This window comes from Paenibacillus sp. F411 (assembly GCF_017582705.1).
GTDB classification, from domain to species: domain Bacteria; phylum Bacillota; class Bacilli; order Paenibacillales; family Paenibacillaceae; genus Paenibacillus_AQ; species Paenibacillus_AQ algicola.
The window spans coordinates 465,999-481,957 of the sequence record NZ_JAGFIP010000001.1 but is presented as its reverse complement, the minus strand read 5'-3'; the positions used below and the strand labels follow the sequence as shown (position 1 = coordinate 481,957).

18 protein-coding genes are annotated in these 15,959 nt (G+C 43.7%); 3 read left to right on the top strand and 15 right to left on the bottom strand.

What is annotated here, in order from left to right; translation table 11 throughout:
* Window positions 1–328 precede the first annotated feature (328 nt).
* Window positions 329–814 carry a hypothetical protein gene (locus tag JJQ72_RS02190; protein WP_208202582.1) on the bottom strand — a complete coding sequence of 162 codons (486 nt, stop codon included), beginning with the start codon at window positions 812–814 and terminating at the stop codon, window positions 329–331.
* A gap of 728 nt (window positions 815–1,542) precedes the next feature.
* Window positions 1,543–2,154 (bottom strand): restriction endonuclease, encoded by a 612-nt coding sequence (locus tag JJQ72_RS02185; RefSeq protein WP_347880711.1) that lies wholly within the window; start codon window positions 2,152–2,154, stop codon window positions 1,543–1,545.
* A gap of 384 nt (window positions 2,155–2,538) precedes the next feature.
* On the opposite strand from JJQ72_RS02185, the gene JJQ72_RS02180 reads away from it, so the two are divergent.
* Both JJQ72_RS02180 and JJQ72_RS02175 read left to right on the top strand, forming a co-directional pair.
* Entirely contained in the window at window positions 2,539–3,525 is a 987-nt protein-coding gene (locus tag JJQ72_RS02180) for a DUF4238 domain-containing protein (protein WP_208202581.1), read from the top strand.
* Between the two features lie 154 nt (window positions 3,526–3,679).
* The gene (locus JJQ72_RS02175; RefSeq protein ID WP_208202580.1) at window positions 3,680–5,593 is read left to right on the top strand and encodes a hypothetical protein; all 1,914 of its coding nucleotides are present in this window, start codon (window positions 3,680–3,682) and stop codon (window positions 5,591–5,593) included.
* Window positions 5,594–5,698: 105 nt separating this feature from the next.
* On the opposite strand, the gene JJQ72_RS02170 is transcribed toward JJQ72_RS02175, so the two are convergent.
* Window positions 5,699–6,190 carry a hypothetical protein gene (locus JJQ72_RS02170; protein WP_243895800.1) on the bottom strand — a complete coding sequence of 164 codons (492 nt, stop codon included), beginning with the start codon at window positions 6,188–6,190 and terminating at the stop codon, window positions 5,699–5,701.
* A gap of 105 nt (window positions 6,191–6,295) precedes the next feature.
* Between JJQ72_RS02170 and JJQ72_RS02165 the strand changes: the two genes are divergently transcribed.
* Window positions 6,296–7,039: a hypothetical protein gene (locus JJQ72_RS02165; RefSeq protein WP_208202579.1), complete on the top strand. Its 744-nt coding sequence runs from the start codon at window positions 6,296–6,298 to the stop codon at window positions 7,037–7,039.
* Between the two features lie 16 nt (window positions 7,040–7,055).
* Here JJQ72_RS02165 and JJQ72_RS02160 read toward each other — a convergent pair whose 3' ends face one another.
* The 12 genes from JJQ72_RS02160 to JJQ72_RS02105 form a co-directional block, all read right to left on the bottom strand.
* Window positions 7,056–7,877, bottom strand: coding sequence for a hypothetical protein (locus tag JJQ72_RS02160; RefSeq protein ID WP_208202578.1), 822 nt, complete (start codon window positions 7,875–7,877; stop codon window positions 7,056–7,058).
* 27 nt (window positions 7,878–7,904) lie between these two features.
* Entirely contained in the window at window positions 7,905–8,318 is a 414-nt protein-coding gene (locus tag JJQ72_RS02155; RefSeq protein WP_208202577.1) for a RusA family crossover junction endodeoxyribonuclease, read from the bottom strand.
* A 122-nt stretch (window positions 8,319–8,440) separates the two neighbouring features.
* A complete protein-coding gene (locus JJQ72_RS02150) occupies window positions 8,441–8,626 on the bottom strand; it encodes a hypothetical protein (protein WP_208202646.1) in 186 nt (61 codons plus the stop codon).
* A 15-nt stretch (window positions 8,627–8,641) separates the two neighbouring features.
* On the bottom strand, window positions 8,642–10,060 hold the full coding sequence (gene dnaB, locus JJQ72_RS02145) for a replicative DNA helicase (RefSeq protein ID WP_208202576.1): 1,419 nt from the start codon (window positions 10,058–10,060) through the stop codon (window positions 8,642–8,644).
* The gene (locus tag JJQ72_RS02140) at window positions 10,038–10,373 is read right to left on the bottom strand and encodes a replicative helicase loader/inhibitor (RefSeq protein WP_208202575.1); all 336 of its coding nucleotides are present in this window, start codon (window positions 10,371–10,373) and stop codon (window positions 10,038–10,040) included. Before JJQ72_RS02140 ends, dnaB begins: the two co-directional genes overlap by 23 nt.
* Window positions 10,351–11,244, bottom strand: coding sequence for a hypothetical protein (locus JJQ72_RS02135; protein ID WP_208202574.1), 894 nt, complete (start codon window positions 11,242–11,244; stop codon window positions 10,351–10,353). Before JJQ72_RS02135 ends, JJQ72_RS02140 begins: the two co-directional genes overlap by 23 nt.
* Window positions 11,245–11,266: 22 nt before the next feature.
* On the bottom strand, window positions 11,267–11,548 hold the full coding sequence (locus tag JJQ72_RS02130; protein WP_208202573.1) for a hypothetical protein: 282 nt from the start codon (window positions 11,546–11,548) through the stop codon (window positions 11,267–11,269).
* A complete protein-coding gene (locus tag JJQ72_RS02125; RefSeq protein WP_208202572.1) occupies window positions 11,545–11,745 on the bottom strand; it encodes a hypothetical protein in 201 nt (66 codons plus the stop codon). The genes JJQ72_RS02130 and JJQ72_RS02125 overlap by 4 nt, the downstream gene beginning before the upstream one ends.
* Before the next feature lie 181 nt (window positions 11,746–11,926).
* The gene (locus JJQ72_RS02120; protein WP_208202571.1) at window positions 11,927–12,634 is read right to left on the bottom strand and encodes an MBL fold metallo-hydrolase; all 708 of its coding nucleotides are present in this window, start codon (window positions 12,632–12,634) and stop codon (window positions 11,927–11,929) included.
* The gene (locus JJQ72_RS02115) at window positions 12,631–13,677 is read right to left on the bottom strand and encodes a recombinase RecT (RefSeq protein WP_243895797.1); all 1,047 of its coding nucleotides are present in this window, start codon (window positions 13,675–13,677) and stop codon (window positions 12,631–12,633) included. The genes JJQ72_RS02120 and JJQ72_RS02115 overlap by 4 nt, the downstream gene beginning before the upstream one ends.
* A 1-nt stretch (window position 13,678) precedes the next feature.
* Complete coding sequence (locus tag JJQ72_RS02110; protein ID WP_208202570.1) at window positions 13,679–15,673, bottom strand: ATP-binding protein; 1,995 nt, start codon at window positions 15,671–15,673, stop codon at window positions 13,679–13,681.
* Window positions 15,670–15,936 carry a hypothetical protein gene (locus tag JJQ72_RS02105; protein ID WP_208202569.1) on the bottom strand — a complete coding sequence of 89 codons (267 nt, stop codon included), beginning with the start codon at window positions 15,934–15,936 and terminating at the stop codon, window positions 15,670–15,672. The genes JJQ72_RS02110 and JJQ72_RS02105 overlap by 4 nt, the downstream gene beginning before the upstream one ends.
* Between the last annotated feature and the right edge of the window lie 23 nt (window positions 15,937–15,959).

The following is a 15,959-nucleotide window of genomic DNA, read 5'->3' as shown; positions in this document are numbered from 1 at the left end:
ACGAAGAAGACGTCACGTTAACACTAAAGCGCCACAGCTACGGACCCAATTCTGCAAGACTGATTCGGTAAACAAGTGTGACACAAAGCCCAGGAAACTTGCCTAGTTCCTGGGCTCTGCTGTTTATTAAATGAATTGATTACACTTAATTGAGTTGAGTTGGTTTCTAATATAGATGTACTACAAATAGGAGCACACGCCAACGCGTTGCCCCACCTCTGCTGTTTTCCTGACTTGCTCCTCTATTGTCCATGATCAGTCATAGTTGTCTTAAATCAGCTTAGATTTCATATTTGAGAGCGAAAGAAAAGCGCCCTAAAACAGTGCCTTATTCCGCCGGGATCTTTATTAAGGTTTTCAAATCAAAAAACTGTATAAAATGTTCCCCGAAATCTGTCAGCACTACTTTTTCACCTAAGGACTCTGTTACTTCTTTAGTAGTTAATCCTAAAGTTTCGAGTTGATTGTCGATATACGACAAATACCCTTGATTTTCATTGTACTTCTTCCTTCCTTCCTTATCGTTTGGAGGAAACAGAAGAAGTGGTTTAAGTTCTAACGACCAGTATTTCATATAGAAATCCGTATATGTTATCAATTTTTTTATCACTTCTACTCTTAACTCACGGAGCACGTCAAAATATACAAGGATTTTACTTTCATCTCTAATGTCCTCCTTGTAAGTATACTCTAAACCATTCAGAACAAGATCGATCTTTTCTTCTTCATGCTCAGCCAGGAGTTCATCTAATACAATTGGGAAAGCCTTTTGCCGAATAAAATCATTTAACAACTTGTTATCATTTTCATACATCGTTATAGATAATCTTGAAAGCCTTCCTTCCATTCTGTGTATTCGCTTTTGCAGGCGCATCATTTTTACGGAGTTTAGAAATTTGCCTATAATAGGTATCGCCTCTGAAGTACCTTCGATTAACCCGTAAAGTCAGAATCAATCCCTAAAAACTGAGCTAGTCCATCAATATTATCTTGTTTCCAGTTCATCATAATCCCCCCTATGCCTCATGATTCGACATCAGGATGGATTTCCCTGCTTTACACATGTTCGTCTGCTGCAGAACTGCTTCGTACCAGTCCATTCACCCCAAACACATCGTTTACACTTATCCGGCTGTTTTATCTTATAACGTGGTCGCTTCAGACTATTACGTTTTCCGGCCATGTCGTCTTTCCTCCCGATTTCGTGGTAAGTTGCCCGCTGTCACTTTAACCAACCATTCAATCCATTTCATAATATCGAGCTCCTTCAATGAAATAAAAAGAAGCCGCTCCAGAAAGGAACGACTTCGAGTTATATATTCAGTTCTTATCTGCAGAGAGATTCGTCAGATCATTGCGACCTACCGGCCGCAGCAAAAACGCTGCGCTCTTTGCTTAAAGGCATCTGTACTTTGTAACTAGAGAGGAAGAACAAGACCATTTTACAGTCTTTCAAAAAAGACAGTCAAAGACAAAATCGTAGATATATTTCCGATTATCAGGCCTTATATGCAAAAAGCTCTCATTTTGAGACTATTTCATTTATGCGCTTGTCTTTACATCTTTTGCTTTCTTACTAGCACTCATTTTCTCTTTCATCTGGATAAGCATTTCAATCAGCTCATCCCGATTAACAAGTCTGACTCCGTTGGACTTTGCCAGTTTGTAGGCTGGCTCAGTATATCCACTGTTTGAGACAACCCAAGCTTCACTTGCCTTGTAGAGAGCAATAGCTCCATAAGCCTCTTGTACAGCTTTCAAACCGACATTCTTACTGTATCTTTTTGCCTGAACAACAATTCTCTTGCCATCTTTTGAAAGGACCAAATCTGCGCCATAGTCTCCAGCTGCTTGAGTGACCTCTGCCTTGTAACCTTGTGATCGAAACAAATGGCCGAGATACCTTTCGAACTGTACTCCATCCATTTTATCAATCTCAGCGATTCCAGATCTTTTCAGCCTTTGAGCTTTAGCGATACTAATGTTAATTAAGATAGCGATTGCTATGACGATACCGACGCCTCCAGCAACAAGTGAAGCCTCTACGGATTTTGTCATCGAGAAGACTAAAAAACCTGGAACGATAAACGCGAGACCCATTACACCCTTCAAGAATTCTTCCTGTTGTTTTGCTTTACTCTTCCTTCTAGCCACTCCCAACGACCCCCATTTGTAAACTTTCAGTTCCTTAGTTCGACACAAAAGGAGGAAATTCCTCCTAAATGTAGAACTTTAGACCTTGGGGAAAAACGGTTACAAGTTTTATATTGTTTTGAAGGTGGCTTTATTTTCTTACAGGTACAGAAAAAACAAGAAGAGGTGCGCCCTCCTCAAATATTGCTTTCTTATCGGCATGCGGGTTATTCTCGCCTTTTTCTATGGATACATCCTATCACGGGGAAACTGTCATGTGGTGCTCAACTTTATGTCATGTTGTGGTCAAATCCCGCTCATTTTACGTTCTAAATAAGCAAGACAAAACACAACCAGAATCGAAATTAGTTCCAAAGTATAATAATTATTAGGAGTGAGATTATTTTGACAAAGGTTAAACATCACTTCATTCCCGCATTTCATTTAGCTATGTTTACTCAGGGAGGGACTAAGGAAAGCATACTATGGGTTTTCGATCAAACAAATGGGAAGCAAAGAGACGCTGTTCCTAAAAGTGTAGGATATCAAAAGCATCTTTATAGTGTTGACCTACCTAACATAGAACCAGATGTAATTGAGGATGTATTCAAAGTAATCGAAGACAAAGTAGCGCCAATCATTAAAGAAATATGTAATACCAAACAGATACCTGCATCGGTTGAAGATTATAATTGGCTTATTAACTACATAGCGTTACTTGCAGAAAGAACACCAGTAAGACTCGAACACGTTACTAAGCCGATAAAGGAGATAAGCAAACTTATCTCGCAGATGACGCTTGCAACCCCAGAGAAATTTGAAGCATTGAAGAAAAAGATTGGGAGGGACGGAGTTGAATTCGATGAAAATGTCTCGTATAAAGAGCTAAAGGAATTTATATTCGGGGACAACTACACAATTTCAGTTGATAATAATACGCGAATCCGGGGTCTTTTTAATGCAATCGATGCGATTATCCCTTTTCTCGGGGCTAGAAATTGGACTGTAGTCTATTCGCCTCCCGAGATTGGAGATTTTGTATGCTCTGATAATCCAGTGTCCCTTCATTGGATAGTAAAAGAAAATCGAGGTGTTTGGTCATCACCTGGCCACGGTCTTAAAGAGACAGAAGTGAGCGTACCTTTAAGCAGCCGAGTTATGCTACTAGGAAGATTCGAAGAAGTTCCACCTATTATTGTAATTTCTTCAAAAATAGATTTGGCAAATCTTAACAGCTACACCGGTTTGCACTCTGATCGTTTTGTTTTCTCTAGAGAGAATGATTTCATCTGGTATAGACAAGACAATGCCATAGGCAATGTAGCTGATTTTCAACGTTTGATTTTCGAAAGGGAACATCAGATTGATGAATCTGTAGATAACGACGAATAGATGCTATTGACACCATATGAGTCATCGGCAAAAAGACTCTTTAACAGACGTTTGTTTTATTATCATTCAAAATTCCAGCGTTCTTCAATTCAAATAAACCATTAACTTCAATGTGTTGGCCATAGTTTTTCAATTTTTTTTAGGAGTGGTAAGTGTGGTTTTTCAGGATCCAGACAATTATAATTTTTACAAATTTGAGAACGAACTAAAAAAAGGCTCCGGTAATTTCATGAAATATATATCAGGCATATTGGAATCTCAAGGAACTGATAAGGTAATAATGATTATTAAAGCTTCAGGTATTGCTGTGAGTTTGTATGGAAGTACAAAAACAAAGGATGTTTATAATCAATTAATTGATAAGCTTTTGATAATAACAAATGGTAGTGAAAAACAAAAAATAAAAAAATTAATGGCTGAAGTAGATATTTTTGAAGACATTGTTGCTAAATTTAATCAAAAGCGTTCAGCATATTTTAATAAACTAGGAAAAGAACAAAACAAATATCAAGTGATTTCTTATCTACTTTCTCTTGAAAGATTCTTGGATTCCTTAAATAGGGATACAGATACAAGTAAGCATTTCAATGAAAAGATTGCTTTGTGGGATTCAGCAATTGAATCAACAGGGATGATTCTAAAATACTTTCTGTTCAATAAACACGAGTTTTCTGGCAGTAATAAAGCATTAGAGTCCAAAGAACTCGATTTATCAAGCAAACATTTATATTTTAGTACATACTGGAACGAAATAAACGATATAATTGAATATTGGAAATACTCAGAAGTAAATATTATCGATAAAACTAAAATAACATTTGAAATAGTTGATAATGGTTTTGAGTTGAATAATATGATTTCAAATGAACGATTTATTAACCTTCGTCAAGGTTGGCAAATGAGTTCTATAGGAGAAATAATTAATGAAGAATCAACTTCTGAATTGTCTGATCAATTAGAAAAATTAACTTTTCTATTCTCCACATTGTATTTCGGCTCGCCAACTTTAGAAGAGAAAGTAGAGAATATTAAACTAACCAAATGGATTAAAGCCTATCAATTACTTATTCATGAGAGTAAAAGATATATTAATAGAACCAGAAGAAATGATTTTAGAATTAAAAAATATTGTATTAGTAAAACAAAGAAAATGTGGAAAGAATTTTATAAGAGGAACGGCTTTTCGAGTGTAGAATTTGAAACTATTTTCAATTTCTTTATGTTTAATAGCAAATCACAAGATATCTTAGATTGCCCACTAATAAATATTGATGATCAGTTTATAATTTTGCCTTCATTAATAGCCCATTCTGACCCAGCTAGAGCGCTTGCTTCGAATTTTTTAAATAGGAATTGTAATCTTGATTTTAAAGGTCCTGGCTTTGAAGATAGAGTGAAAGCAGGTTTCAAGATAAATAATATAAGGCATTCTCCTTTGTACAAACGTGTAAAGGACACTGAATATGAATGTGATGTAGCTTTTGCAGTAGAGAATGATATATTCTTTGTCGAGTGCAAAGCTCATGTTCAGCCATACACGACTAGGCAACATGCAAACCATTTATATAAATTATATAAAGAGACAGCCCAAATTAATAGGATAGCTGACTTTTTTAGTAAAAATCCCGCTCTAATCAAAGAGCAATTAAAATTAGCTGATGATTTTCAGATTGAAAATTATCATCAAATATTAATAACAACTTCTATGGTTGGCACTCCACTATACGTTAATGGTGTATATATAATAGATGAGTCGTCATTTAGTATGTTTGTGGACAGAACTCCTCCTTCATTAATGTCGATTAGAGAAGGATCATACAAACAACAATTCACTCAAAATTTTGGCGTTTATAATGGAAACATTACAGTAGAAAAAGTACTAGACTTCTTAAAGTCTCCTCCTCAAATAGAAATGATGAAATCATTCTACTCTCAGCAGGTCATAGAACGTGATCTATATCGTATTTGTCGGCAATTAAAAACAAATAAAACAATATACATGGGAGAAGAGTTTGACGATCTAGATATTGAATTGCTTAATAAATATTATTCAGGGCAAATTGAATAATGAAAAAGTTTTTCACATTTATTTGTCCTAAATATAGTTAGGACAAATAAAAGAAGATCGGAAAGATTGAGACACATTTAGTCGTCTTTCCTCTCTTCTTTTATTTCAAAATTCTTCATTGTCCTGTTCAAAAACCCCCAGTAGTTTTAATGTGTTGGCCATGCTTTCAGTCCCTTCAATAATCTTCCGCCGAATGGTGCTATCAGACAAACCATGTCTGAAGAACAACAATGTTTCCTTATAGGAGTACCCTTGCAGGTACCTGTAGTTAACAGCCTTCCTTGCCTCCTCGTCACGGACCAATCCATATGCCCTCTCAAGCTGCTGAGTGTAAAATTGATACTGCTGATATACCCAACGCTGCTTTTCAATCAGAATCGTGGCATTCGCCGTCTTATCAGCGTGTAAATCATCCTGATCAATACGACGAGCAGCCTCGCCATCAATAGCAACTTGCTTCAAATCCTGCTCGAAGCGCTCAAAGTCCTGCATGAGCATCGTCATCTCTTTGTATTTACTGAGCAGGAACTTTGTCCGCTGGATCTCCGCTTCGTTTGCTCGTGGAAAGAGTTCACCTTGTCCCCATGCCATCGCCATTCCCCTCATTCCCCTTTATGCTATAATATTGAGAGAGGAAATATTTAGTTTATACCCTTGCTGCCCGCCAAAGTTGCAAGGGTATTAATTTTAGGAGTGAGCATTTTGAAAGATAACACTTCATACTATATGGAATCGAATTATACGAACAGAGAAAAATTATTTACTCACTTTAAATCCAATTTAACTACGAAAAAACTGCTCTTCGATAATAAATCCTATCGTTACTTTATAACTTCGATTATTTTATTAATGTTAGCTGTTCTTTTTATTATTTCGGCTGCATCACTTTCTTGGCTAAATAAACCTTCCTATGTTTTGGTTTTATTATTTGTTAGTGGTATATCATTGTTTATAATTTCGCTGGCTTTAACTACTTTTTCAGTAAAAGAGTCAAATAAATATATAGCTGAAAGATATCCTTTTTACAAAAATTTATTTAATGATAAAACAACCAAGGCTTTAAACGAAGAAGTATTAACTGCCTTGCGTTGTGATTTAATATACGAGAGTATCAGCACATGGAGCATCGACTTAAAGAATCTTGAAGAATTAATAGATTATTATGAGCTTAAAGGACAAGAACTAAAAAACACAAAATGGTATCCCATTACTTTATGGGCTTTAATTATCTTTCCAGTCTACGCAGAATTTATTGCAACCTTATACAACCCAACAAATACCTTCCTTGAGAAAGTATTGTTGCTCCTAGCACTTCTTTTAGGAGGAACGCTTCTCTTTTGGTATATCAACAAATTCAGACTTATACTCAACGCTGTACTTTTATTTGAAGCCGACAAATACAAGGAACTTGCTCGTGTGCTCAGGATAATTAAAACATTTCCATAGAATGATAGAGAGCAGCTTACGCTGCTCCTCCATCATTCATTTTCTTCCGGACCTCTTCTTTATACTTGGACACCTTGGTGCTCAACTGACCGGATGTCATACCCACATCCCTCGCGATCTCTCGCCAGGTAACACCATCGTTCCGCTTACGCTCGAACATTCCAGGAAAATCAAGCGGCAGATCTGGGAAGGAAGGACGCTGTGAAAGAATATATTCCTCCAGGGCTTCCGGGCTGATTTCATCATGTACCGTGACTTCTTGATCACCCTCTTTATCCTCAGCAGCAGGTTCAGACTGCTCACGCTCTCCTACCTCGAAGCTCATTACCTTGTCTTCACCTAAGCTCTTTTGCTGTGCCTTCATCCATTCCGGAAGGTCGCTGCCTTGCTCAGCTGTTCCATCACCCATGACTTCTTTTTCATAGTCATCCAGCTCGCCTTGGCCAGGCTCTGCCGGCTGAGCCTCTTCTTTACTTTCCCCAGGTTGTTCTTGAGTTTCTTCCGGAACATCAGCTTGTTCTGGATCATCGATTGGCAGCTCAGCCTGGTTTTCATCTTTGGTCTCCTCAACTGAAATCACCACACCAGAAGCATCAGCAGTAACTCGGTGGCCGCGTTGATAAAGCCTGTAAGCATCGTCAGCATCCTCCTCAAAATCGAATGCCATTTGCGGATCACCAACAAAGATGTTCACTTCATTACCCTGACTATTGCTGAGAAAATTCAGGTAAGGTTGAGCAGCCTTCAACGGAATTAATAATTTCATTTCCACATCTGAACCCTTGATGTTGATCCCTTTTTGAATTTCTGCCGTAAATTTCGCGTAGTGCTTATCCATCCAAATCACTTTCCCCTCGTTATATTTTTAGGATAATTCCTTGATCTTGACCTCGATGCGCGGCCGGCCACTGTACTTCTTCTGAGTGAACACTTCAACGACTTGGCTGTCGTCTTTCCAGATAACACCTTTCAATGCATCCTTTACACCCTTCAGATAATTGTCCACATCCGGTTTGGTGGTCGGTCGTATATCCCCCGCCTCAGCTGCTGCTGACTTCTTCTTGCTGAAGCTTTTAGGAATCGATCGGTAAACGGTAAGCATCATACCAACCGGACCTTCTAGAAGACTATCTGGCGCATGCTCTGCTGCAGCCAGGCGGACATAATCTTTGTAGTCCCGTGACTTTGCCGGGTCATAGGCCTTTACGAAGCCGCCGGCGGTGCTGAACTTTGGCCTTCCCTGCGCGACCGGCTCGCCGTATACGGTGAACTGGATCATAAGGCGTCGCCTCCCTTCTAGCTATGCCAGTTAAGACAAAAACTTCTCCTATCTGTTGACCGTTATCGTCGTAGATAATATCCCAGGGTGTGTCTTGATAAAACGGGTCGATCACGGCCTCATTACGCATGCTTTCTGCCTCCGATCGACATGGAAGCGCTGAATTCTTTAACACCCTCTTCGATTTCAGCCGGTGCCATATCCGAGAATTCAGCGAGTAGTTCCTTCTCGTCTGGTACCTGGCCGGTATGCAACAACCGCTGCCGCATGTACTCGTAAACATGCCAGTGACTCCACCTGCTGCTCATGTTCCACCTGCTCCCTTACGCCCAGCGGCGTTTATTCATCTCGGTCACCTTGTTCTGGCGCGGTCCCTGTGCGCCGGATTCTGTATGTGACCGTTCATAATTAACAAATTTATTGAACTGCTTTAGGAAGACCAGTTCCACGGTCCCTACCGGACCATTCCGCTGCTTTGCAATGATGATCTCGATGATGTTCTTCTTCTCGGTATCCTGGTTGTAATAATCATCCCGGTACAAGAAAGCTACAATGTCGGCATCCTGCTCAATCGAGCCCGATTCGCGCAGGTCACTCATCATCGGCCGCTTGTCTTGTCGCTGTTCTACGCCGCGGCTGAGCTGGGAAAGGGCAATAATCGGAACGTCCAGTTCCCGGGCCAGGTGCTTCAGTGTCCGGGAAATCTCGGAAACTTCCTGCTGCCGGTTTTCCGGACCTCGTCCCTTGCTTACGCTTGCGATCAGCTGCAGGTAATCAATCACGATCATTCCAAGCCCTTCTTGCTTTTTCAGGCGGCGACATTTCGACCGGATATCGTGTACGGTAATCCCCGGGGAGTCATCAATCACAATGTTCGTTGCGCCAAGGACGCCGGCCGCTTCGGCCATCTTGCTCCAGTCCTCTGAAGCCATATCCCCCATCCTCAGCTTGCTGGCCTCCAGGTTTCCCTCTGCGCTGACCATCCGCGTGACCAGCTGCGGTGCCGACATTTCGAGACTAAAGATGGCCACCGTGTCATCAATCCGACAGGCCACGTTCTGAGCAATGTTGAGAGCAAAGGCCGTCTTACCCACCGAGGGACGCGCGGCCACGATAATGAGATCGCTCTTCTGCAGACCGCCGAGAATGGCGTCCAAGTCTGTGTAACCCGTTTCAATCCCCGTCACTTTGCCGGTCTTGTAGACCTCCGACTTCGTTTCAGTGGTCTCGATGACTTCAACCAGCACATCGTTAATCCGCTTAAAATCCTGCTTCGGAGCTGCGCGATCCGTCAGTTTTGCTGTGGCCGACTGCATCTCCGTCAGCAAGCCTTGGACGTTACCTCCTGCAGCGGCTGCTGCGATCTGTGACTGCGCCGTCCGGATGACCTCACGCAGCAGATGTTTCTCTTGGACGGTCGCGACATAACTCTCCATGTTGGCCGTCGTCGGTACCGCACGTGCCAGCTTCGAAAGATAGCTTACACTGCCGATCTCCTTCAGCTCCCCATTGCTCTGCAGGAGAGAAGCCAGCGTGACCATATCAATGGGCTTCGCTTCCTCCCTGAGTTCTTTCATCCGTCCGAAAATGATCTGATGCTCCTTGCGATAAAACGCCATCGGATCCAATGACTCGGCATGCTCATAAACATCAGGCTGTACCAGAATCGCACCAAGAACAGAGCATTCGGCTGCTAGGTCATGTGGCAGCGCGAACTCTTCAGAAGCGTCCCAGTTTTGCATACACGGACTCCTTCCAACCTGGCGGCGGCGGACACGCTTCTTCTCGAGCACGGGCACGTTCGGCAAAATACTCCTCTGTGAAGGTCTTCATGCGATCACGCTCGATTTGCTCCCCCAAGCTCCCCCGAATCTCGGCAATGTTGGGCGGATATTTACTTGTCCGGATGTGATCGTCTACGTTTTGCACGGCCCGGTCGAATGGAAAGTCATGCAGGTATTTAAAATGGCGCTCCACGCTGTCAGCGCTGGTATCAAAGGCTGGATAGTTCTCTTTGATGATGATGAGCAAATCAATAACCTCCGCTCTGTCCACGTTCGCGTTCCTCCTTCGCTCGTCTGCGTAATTCTTCGAGTTCGCGCTGCTGCTTGTTCATTCGTTTCGGCGGCTCCAGCGGCACATTGTTTGTCTTGGGATCCTTGGGTTTATCCAGTGATGCCAAGTGATTTTGCCATGCCTCCTGAATGCCCTCCACGTAGTACAAAAAGCTCTTCGGCAGTTTGAAACGGGCTCCCTCACGAATTCGCTTGGCCTCAAGGAGGCTCTCCATAGTTCGGATGGTAAAAGGGTTAGGCGTACCTCCGGCGACCATCTTACCCATGGCTTCACGTTCGTTAGGAGTGACGTGGATGTCGAACTTGTGATGCAGTTTGCAATAAGCGTTCAAAATCTCAATCATTCCACCTGAATGCGGTTCTTCATGTTCATTGTCCTCAGTAGTAGTAGCAGTAAGATCTTTTATAATATCTTTTAGATCAGACATATTTGTCTGTTCACTCCTCGACTGATCGGACATTTTTGTCTGTTCACTAATGCTGTGATCGGACAATTTTGTCTTATCACTTCGGGGTGATCGGACATTTTTGTCCGACCACTTTTTAGAGTTTTTCACAGTCAAGATCAAACCTCGTGGAGCCCTGGTCACTCGTATGTAATGGTGTTCCTCTAAGGTGTCTAACCAGCGACTCACCGTCTTATCGTTTACTCCATACCGTCCGCTGATTTCTGACAGCTTCAGTGGCTTATTCCCTAGGACGATGCCCCAGACGGTTCCCCCCTCCTCAATCTCCGCTGTCGTGGAGCTCACGCACCAGAGGAAAAGCCATATCGCGCTGCCTATTTTCTTGTAGTGTTCTGGCTCCAGCAGTCCGGAGTACATCGGAAACGGGTAACTGCCTTCGGGCATTCTCTCATCCCCTTACTTGCTTTCAATCACGCACAATTTTAATGAACGTTGCTTCTACTCCCTTGGCCTGAGCTCCCACTTGCAGCCCATCTGTAAGGGATTCAAGAATTGTAGCGAACATCGGGCCGTATCCCACTGGCTTAAAATCAAGACCGATCAAAGAGCCAAGTGTGTAGGCTACCGTAGTATAAAAATGAGCACTCTGGTCGATACCGGCCTCCGTGGCTTGTGCATTAAGATCTGTAAGAAAATCGACGATCACCTTAGATCGTTGCGTAACCTCTTCTTCTGTCATTTGGCTCATATTGCACGCTCCCTCATCATTCGTTCTTTCCATTCCTTGTCCCCAAGGCACCGGCAAGGCGTTACCTCAAAATGACGCCGACCGAGAACGTAGGAGACAAACTTCCCTGAAGTTCGTTCATAATACATACCGTTTAAAATGGAATCTTCCGGCTGCTGATGATCTTCAAAAAGATCCAGCTGTATGGGTTCGTTCATGTTTTGTGCCCCCTGTCGTCCCGAAGAAAGACTATCGGGTATTTGACTCTTGTTACCGTCCATCCAGGATATCCCCGGGCGAAGTAGGCCCGGGTCTCTCGCTTGAATTCATCCGGATCCGAGGACATCAATTGCCATATCCGATTGCCCATCATGCTTCGCATTAAAGGTTTGCCGTCGATCATCGCCCGGCCACCTGGACCAACTTACCTGTCGTCTCTTGAATCTCACGTTTGAACCGCTCCTCATCGCTGTTACCGTCCGATAAGTGCAGCAGCCAGATTTCTTGGACTTTTCGGGTATCATTGGCTTTCAAGAAATCCTTTACATGCTCCAAACCAAAGTGAGACTTCAGCAACCGCTTCACTTGTGCCGGATGCAGGCTGCCGGATGACACTCGTTCTTTAATAATATCCATCGAATAATTGCATTCCACCATGATGTGGGTTAGATCCCGGAAGCGATGACGGCAGTAATAGGTATCAGTTAGAAAGACAAGCTTGTCCCCGGCCGAATTAGCCAGAAGAAACCCTAATGGCTCCTCAACGTCGTGTTGTATGTCAAAGGGTAGGATCGACCAAGTGCCAATTTGAAACGACTCCATTGCCTTGATGATCTTCAAACGATGTCCTGCCAACCCTCTGGCATCTGCTGTTCCCTGGCTGGTATAAACATTGATCCCTGCCTTCATAACATCACCAGCAGCCTTGCTGTGGTCCAGGTGCTCGTGAGTGATAAGGCAGCCGGCAATATCCGTCATACGAAAGCTCAGCGCCCGCTGCAGGGCTTTGTAAGGAAAGCCGGCTTCCAGCAGGAGAGCCGTGTGCCCGTCCGTTATCCGGTAGGCATTTCCCGCGCTGCTGGAGCCCAAACATTGAATAACGATCACCAGGAATCAGGGCTGGAATCAGCCTTCTCCCCAGGAGGTACATCACCACTGAAGTCCTCGAAGCTCATTTCTTGTGGTTCTTCATTCTCCTGGTGAGGAGGAGACTCGTCATCTCCCGTCCCTGCTGAAGTAGGCGGTGTGATATCAATAACTTTTTTATTGGCCTTGACGCTGATTTCCTGCTCAACTTCGGCTTCAGCAAAGTCGCTTTCCATCTGTTTGAGACGAAGATAATCATCATCAATCTTCTGGCTGTCAATTGTGATATCACTATGTGCGGCCCGGTATACCGTCTTCCAGCACATCTTGTCGTACCAACCCTCTATCGTTTCCTTGCCAACCTTTTTCCCGTTTTCCCATTTATCCTTTTCGCCACCCCAAAATTCAGGGCTCGCATGATCAGGTTTTCGCTTCTCAATTTCTTTGAGTGTCATCATGACTAACTTGTTCTTTTCAGGTGTTTTTGTGAAGGAGTGAAAGTAGAAACCTCCAAGGATCTTCCCTCGGTCAAAGGGGTTCTTGATCTCAAATTCGTAGCTCTCATGGGGATGATTTGCATCCTTTTTGATGGGCACGAAATAATCGTTGGAGTATACCAGTTCAACCGTTACATGGTCCGGAACATCCAAACCGTATTTGACGGACTTTAATTCAAGCCCCCGGTACCCTTCGATAAATCCAATGTCGTACTTGCCAGTATTGTTGTTTTTAAATGGAATCAGGCTGATATGGTTTGGCTGAGCTGGATCAAATCCGATTCTTGCGTAAGCCACAACGTCTCGGGACAATTTGTCCATGTTCACGTTAGTCCAGGTTACCGGCAAGGAATCGCGGTACTTTTCGGATTTCTTTAGTCGCTTTTCCTCCGTCGTCTTCAGTACGCTATCCAGTGCAATGAAATAGTTTTGTGCAAGCCGTTTCTGAAAATTTGTAAGAGCAACTTCCCCTACGCTGGATCCAAACTCTGCAATTACCTTCGTCATGAAGCGTTCTGATTGAGTCGGCTCTTTCTTCGTCACTGCCTGCTGATTTTGATCGCTCAAATTAGATCGCCTCCTTCATCTTGTTATGAATTACAACGCGCAGCTGCTTGTCTTCTTCGGACACAACCAGGCGAATAATTTGGGCATCCGTCTGAATCAGCTGCGTTACCGATTCAGCATTATCAATGAAGATGGGAGCCGAGAAGCCATAGTGCTCGCTGAGCGTATTAATGATGTCCAGCCCTACATTGATCCTTGCTGCATTATTCAAACCTCCGTCGTAAGGAACGCCGTTATAAAGCGTCTTGCAGACATCATTCAAGCCGCCATTGAGCTGTTCCTCGAAAAGACGAAATCGTGCATATTTGAATTGGCTGTTAATTTTTGATTCCAGCAAGGAGACCTTTGTCCGAGTAAACTCTTCCGTCAAAAACAGCTCGTGCTCCAGTTGTTCGTATTCAGCAGCGAGTCTCCGCTCTTGTTCAGCGAGTTCTGCGATCCGTTTATTAGTAGCGGCCGCATTCATAATCTTGACCTTGTCCGCCTCCAGCTCGCTAACCTGGTCACGAAGCATTCGAATTTCCGCTTGCACCTTAGCGGCCGCATCTGAAGTTGAGATACGAAGCTGTTCAATCTCATTCCCGATCAGTTCTGCTTCTTTTTGCTTAGCTTGATATTCGGAATTCTCTGCAGGATCAGCTACAGCTGCCTGCAAATCAGACAATCTCACTTCTGCTGTCGATACTTCCACTTGCTTTAAAGACAGTTGTTTTTCAAGCTCTACTAGGCTTTCTTCCAAATCGAACATCGAGTGCTTCAGTTTCCTGACTTCTTCAGCAGCTGCCTTGCCATCAGAACTAATACGTTCCAGCCGCTGGGACTTGGAAAGATTAAAATCGGCAAGTGCCTTGTCTTGGGCAGCCTGCACCTGGTCTGCGGGAAGGGCTTGTCCGCATGTCGGACAACTTTCATCATGGGGATGCTCGTGAATCAGAAACTCCAATGCATTCGTAGCATGCCATTCTTCTCTGAGCCGGTTCGCTTGGCCCTCCGCTCTAGAGATTTGTCGTTGGTATTGCTCAACCTCTCGCTGACCTGCTGAAATGCGCGCCTTCAAATCGGACGCTTCTCCCTTGAGGTTTAGTAGCAGCTTGCTCTGTTCATTCGATGCCCTCACGCTGTCTGCCTGAATGGAATGCTTGATTTCTATCCGCTCAGTATTGATTTCACGTAGGCGCAGCTCCTTTGCAGCCAGTTCCCCGCCGGAATGAGTGTGCTGCAGTTCTGCCGTTTTGGCGTCGATCCTGCGGTGCAAGGTGTCGATGTCCTCCTGCAGCAGTTCTTCATCCAAGTCGGATACGTCCGGCATACTACGGCGGACCTCGTCAATCCGGGTCGGGATCTTCTCCAGTTCCTTGTTAATTTCCGATCGACGGCTTGCAATGACTTTTTTGTGGCTGTCGATACTACGTTCGCCCAAGATTTCCGTAAGTGGTGCCAGTTGCTCGTTGCTGCTGATGATCTCGTTATCCGTCAGATTACCGCAGACTTCTAGCAGCACCTTTCTTCTCGCGTCTGGTTTTAATACTTCGTTAAAATAGGATGGGCTTGTCAGTAGTTTGAAGATGTCCTCACTGATCAGGGCATCAACCTCAGTTTTGTACTGGTTTTGTTTGACTGGGACCCCATCAACAAAGTAATTCGTCGTATGCCCGTTGAACTCGGAAGTTGCCGCTCCGCGTTTCCGAGTCCATTTTTCCGTGAACACCTTCCGGAATGTCCGGCGGCGGCGGTCCACCATAAGGACGGCCTCCACCTCATGTTCCAGACCGTGCTGTACAACTTTCCCCGCCTGATCCAGCTCCTTGATTTCAAACTCTGAACGATTGCTGCTATCCTTTCCGAAGAGAAGCCAGATAAAAGCGTCAAATAATGTCGTCTTCCCTGTTGCGTTATCACCAAAAGCGTCCACGTCCCCGCCATTGGCAGCAAGGACAAACTCTCGAAATCCTTTAAAATTGCGGAGCTTCAGGTCCTCCAATGTAATTCTTTTCAAGCGATTCCCTCCTCTTTAATGGAATATTGAAGTTGAACATCACAGACCGATGAATCAATCACACCCGATTGATGAGCCTTCTTAAAGTGCTGGCGAATCGCAGATTCAATTTCAATGAGCTGGTCGTCTGAAGCAACGATCTGTACGCTGCCGAAGCTGCCGCTGATTTCGAGCGCAGCCGGGTTATATGGAGTTGCAGGCAATACCTTTGATTCGGTGTTCTGCTGGCTCAAATCCACTGTGTAGGCTGAATGTGCCCCCAAGTCGGTCACTCCCTCTTGTTTGA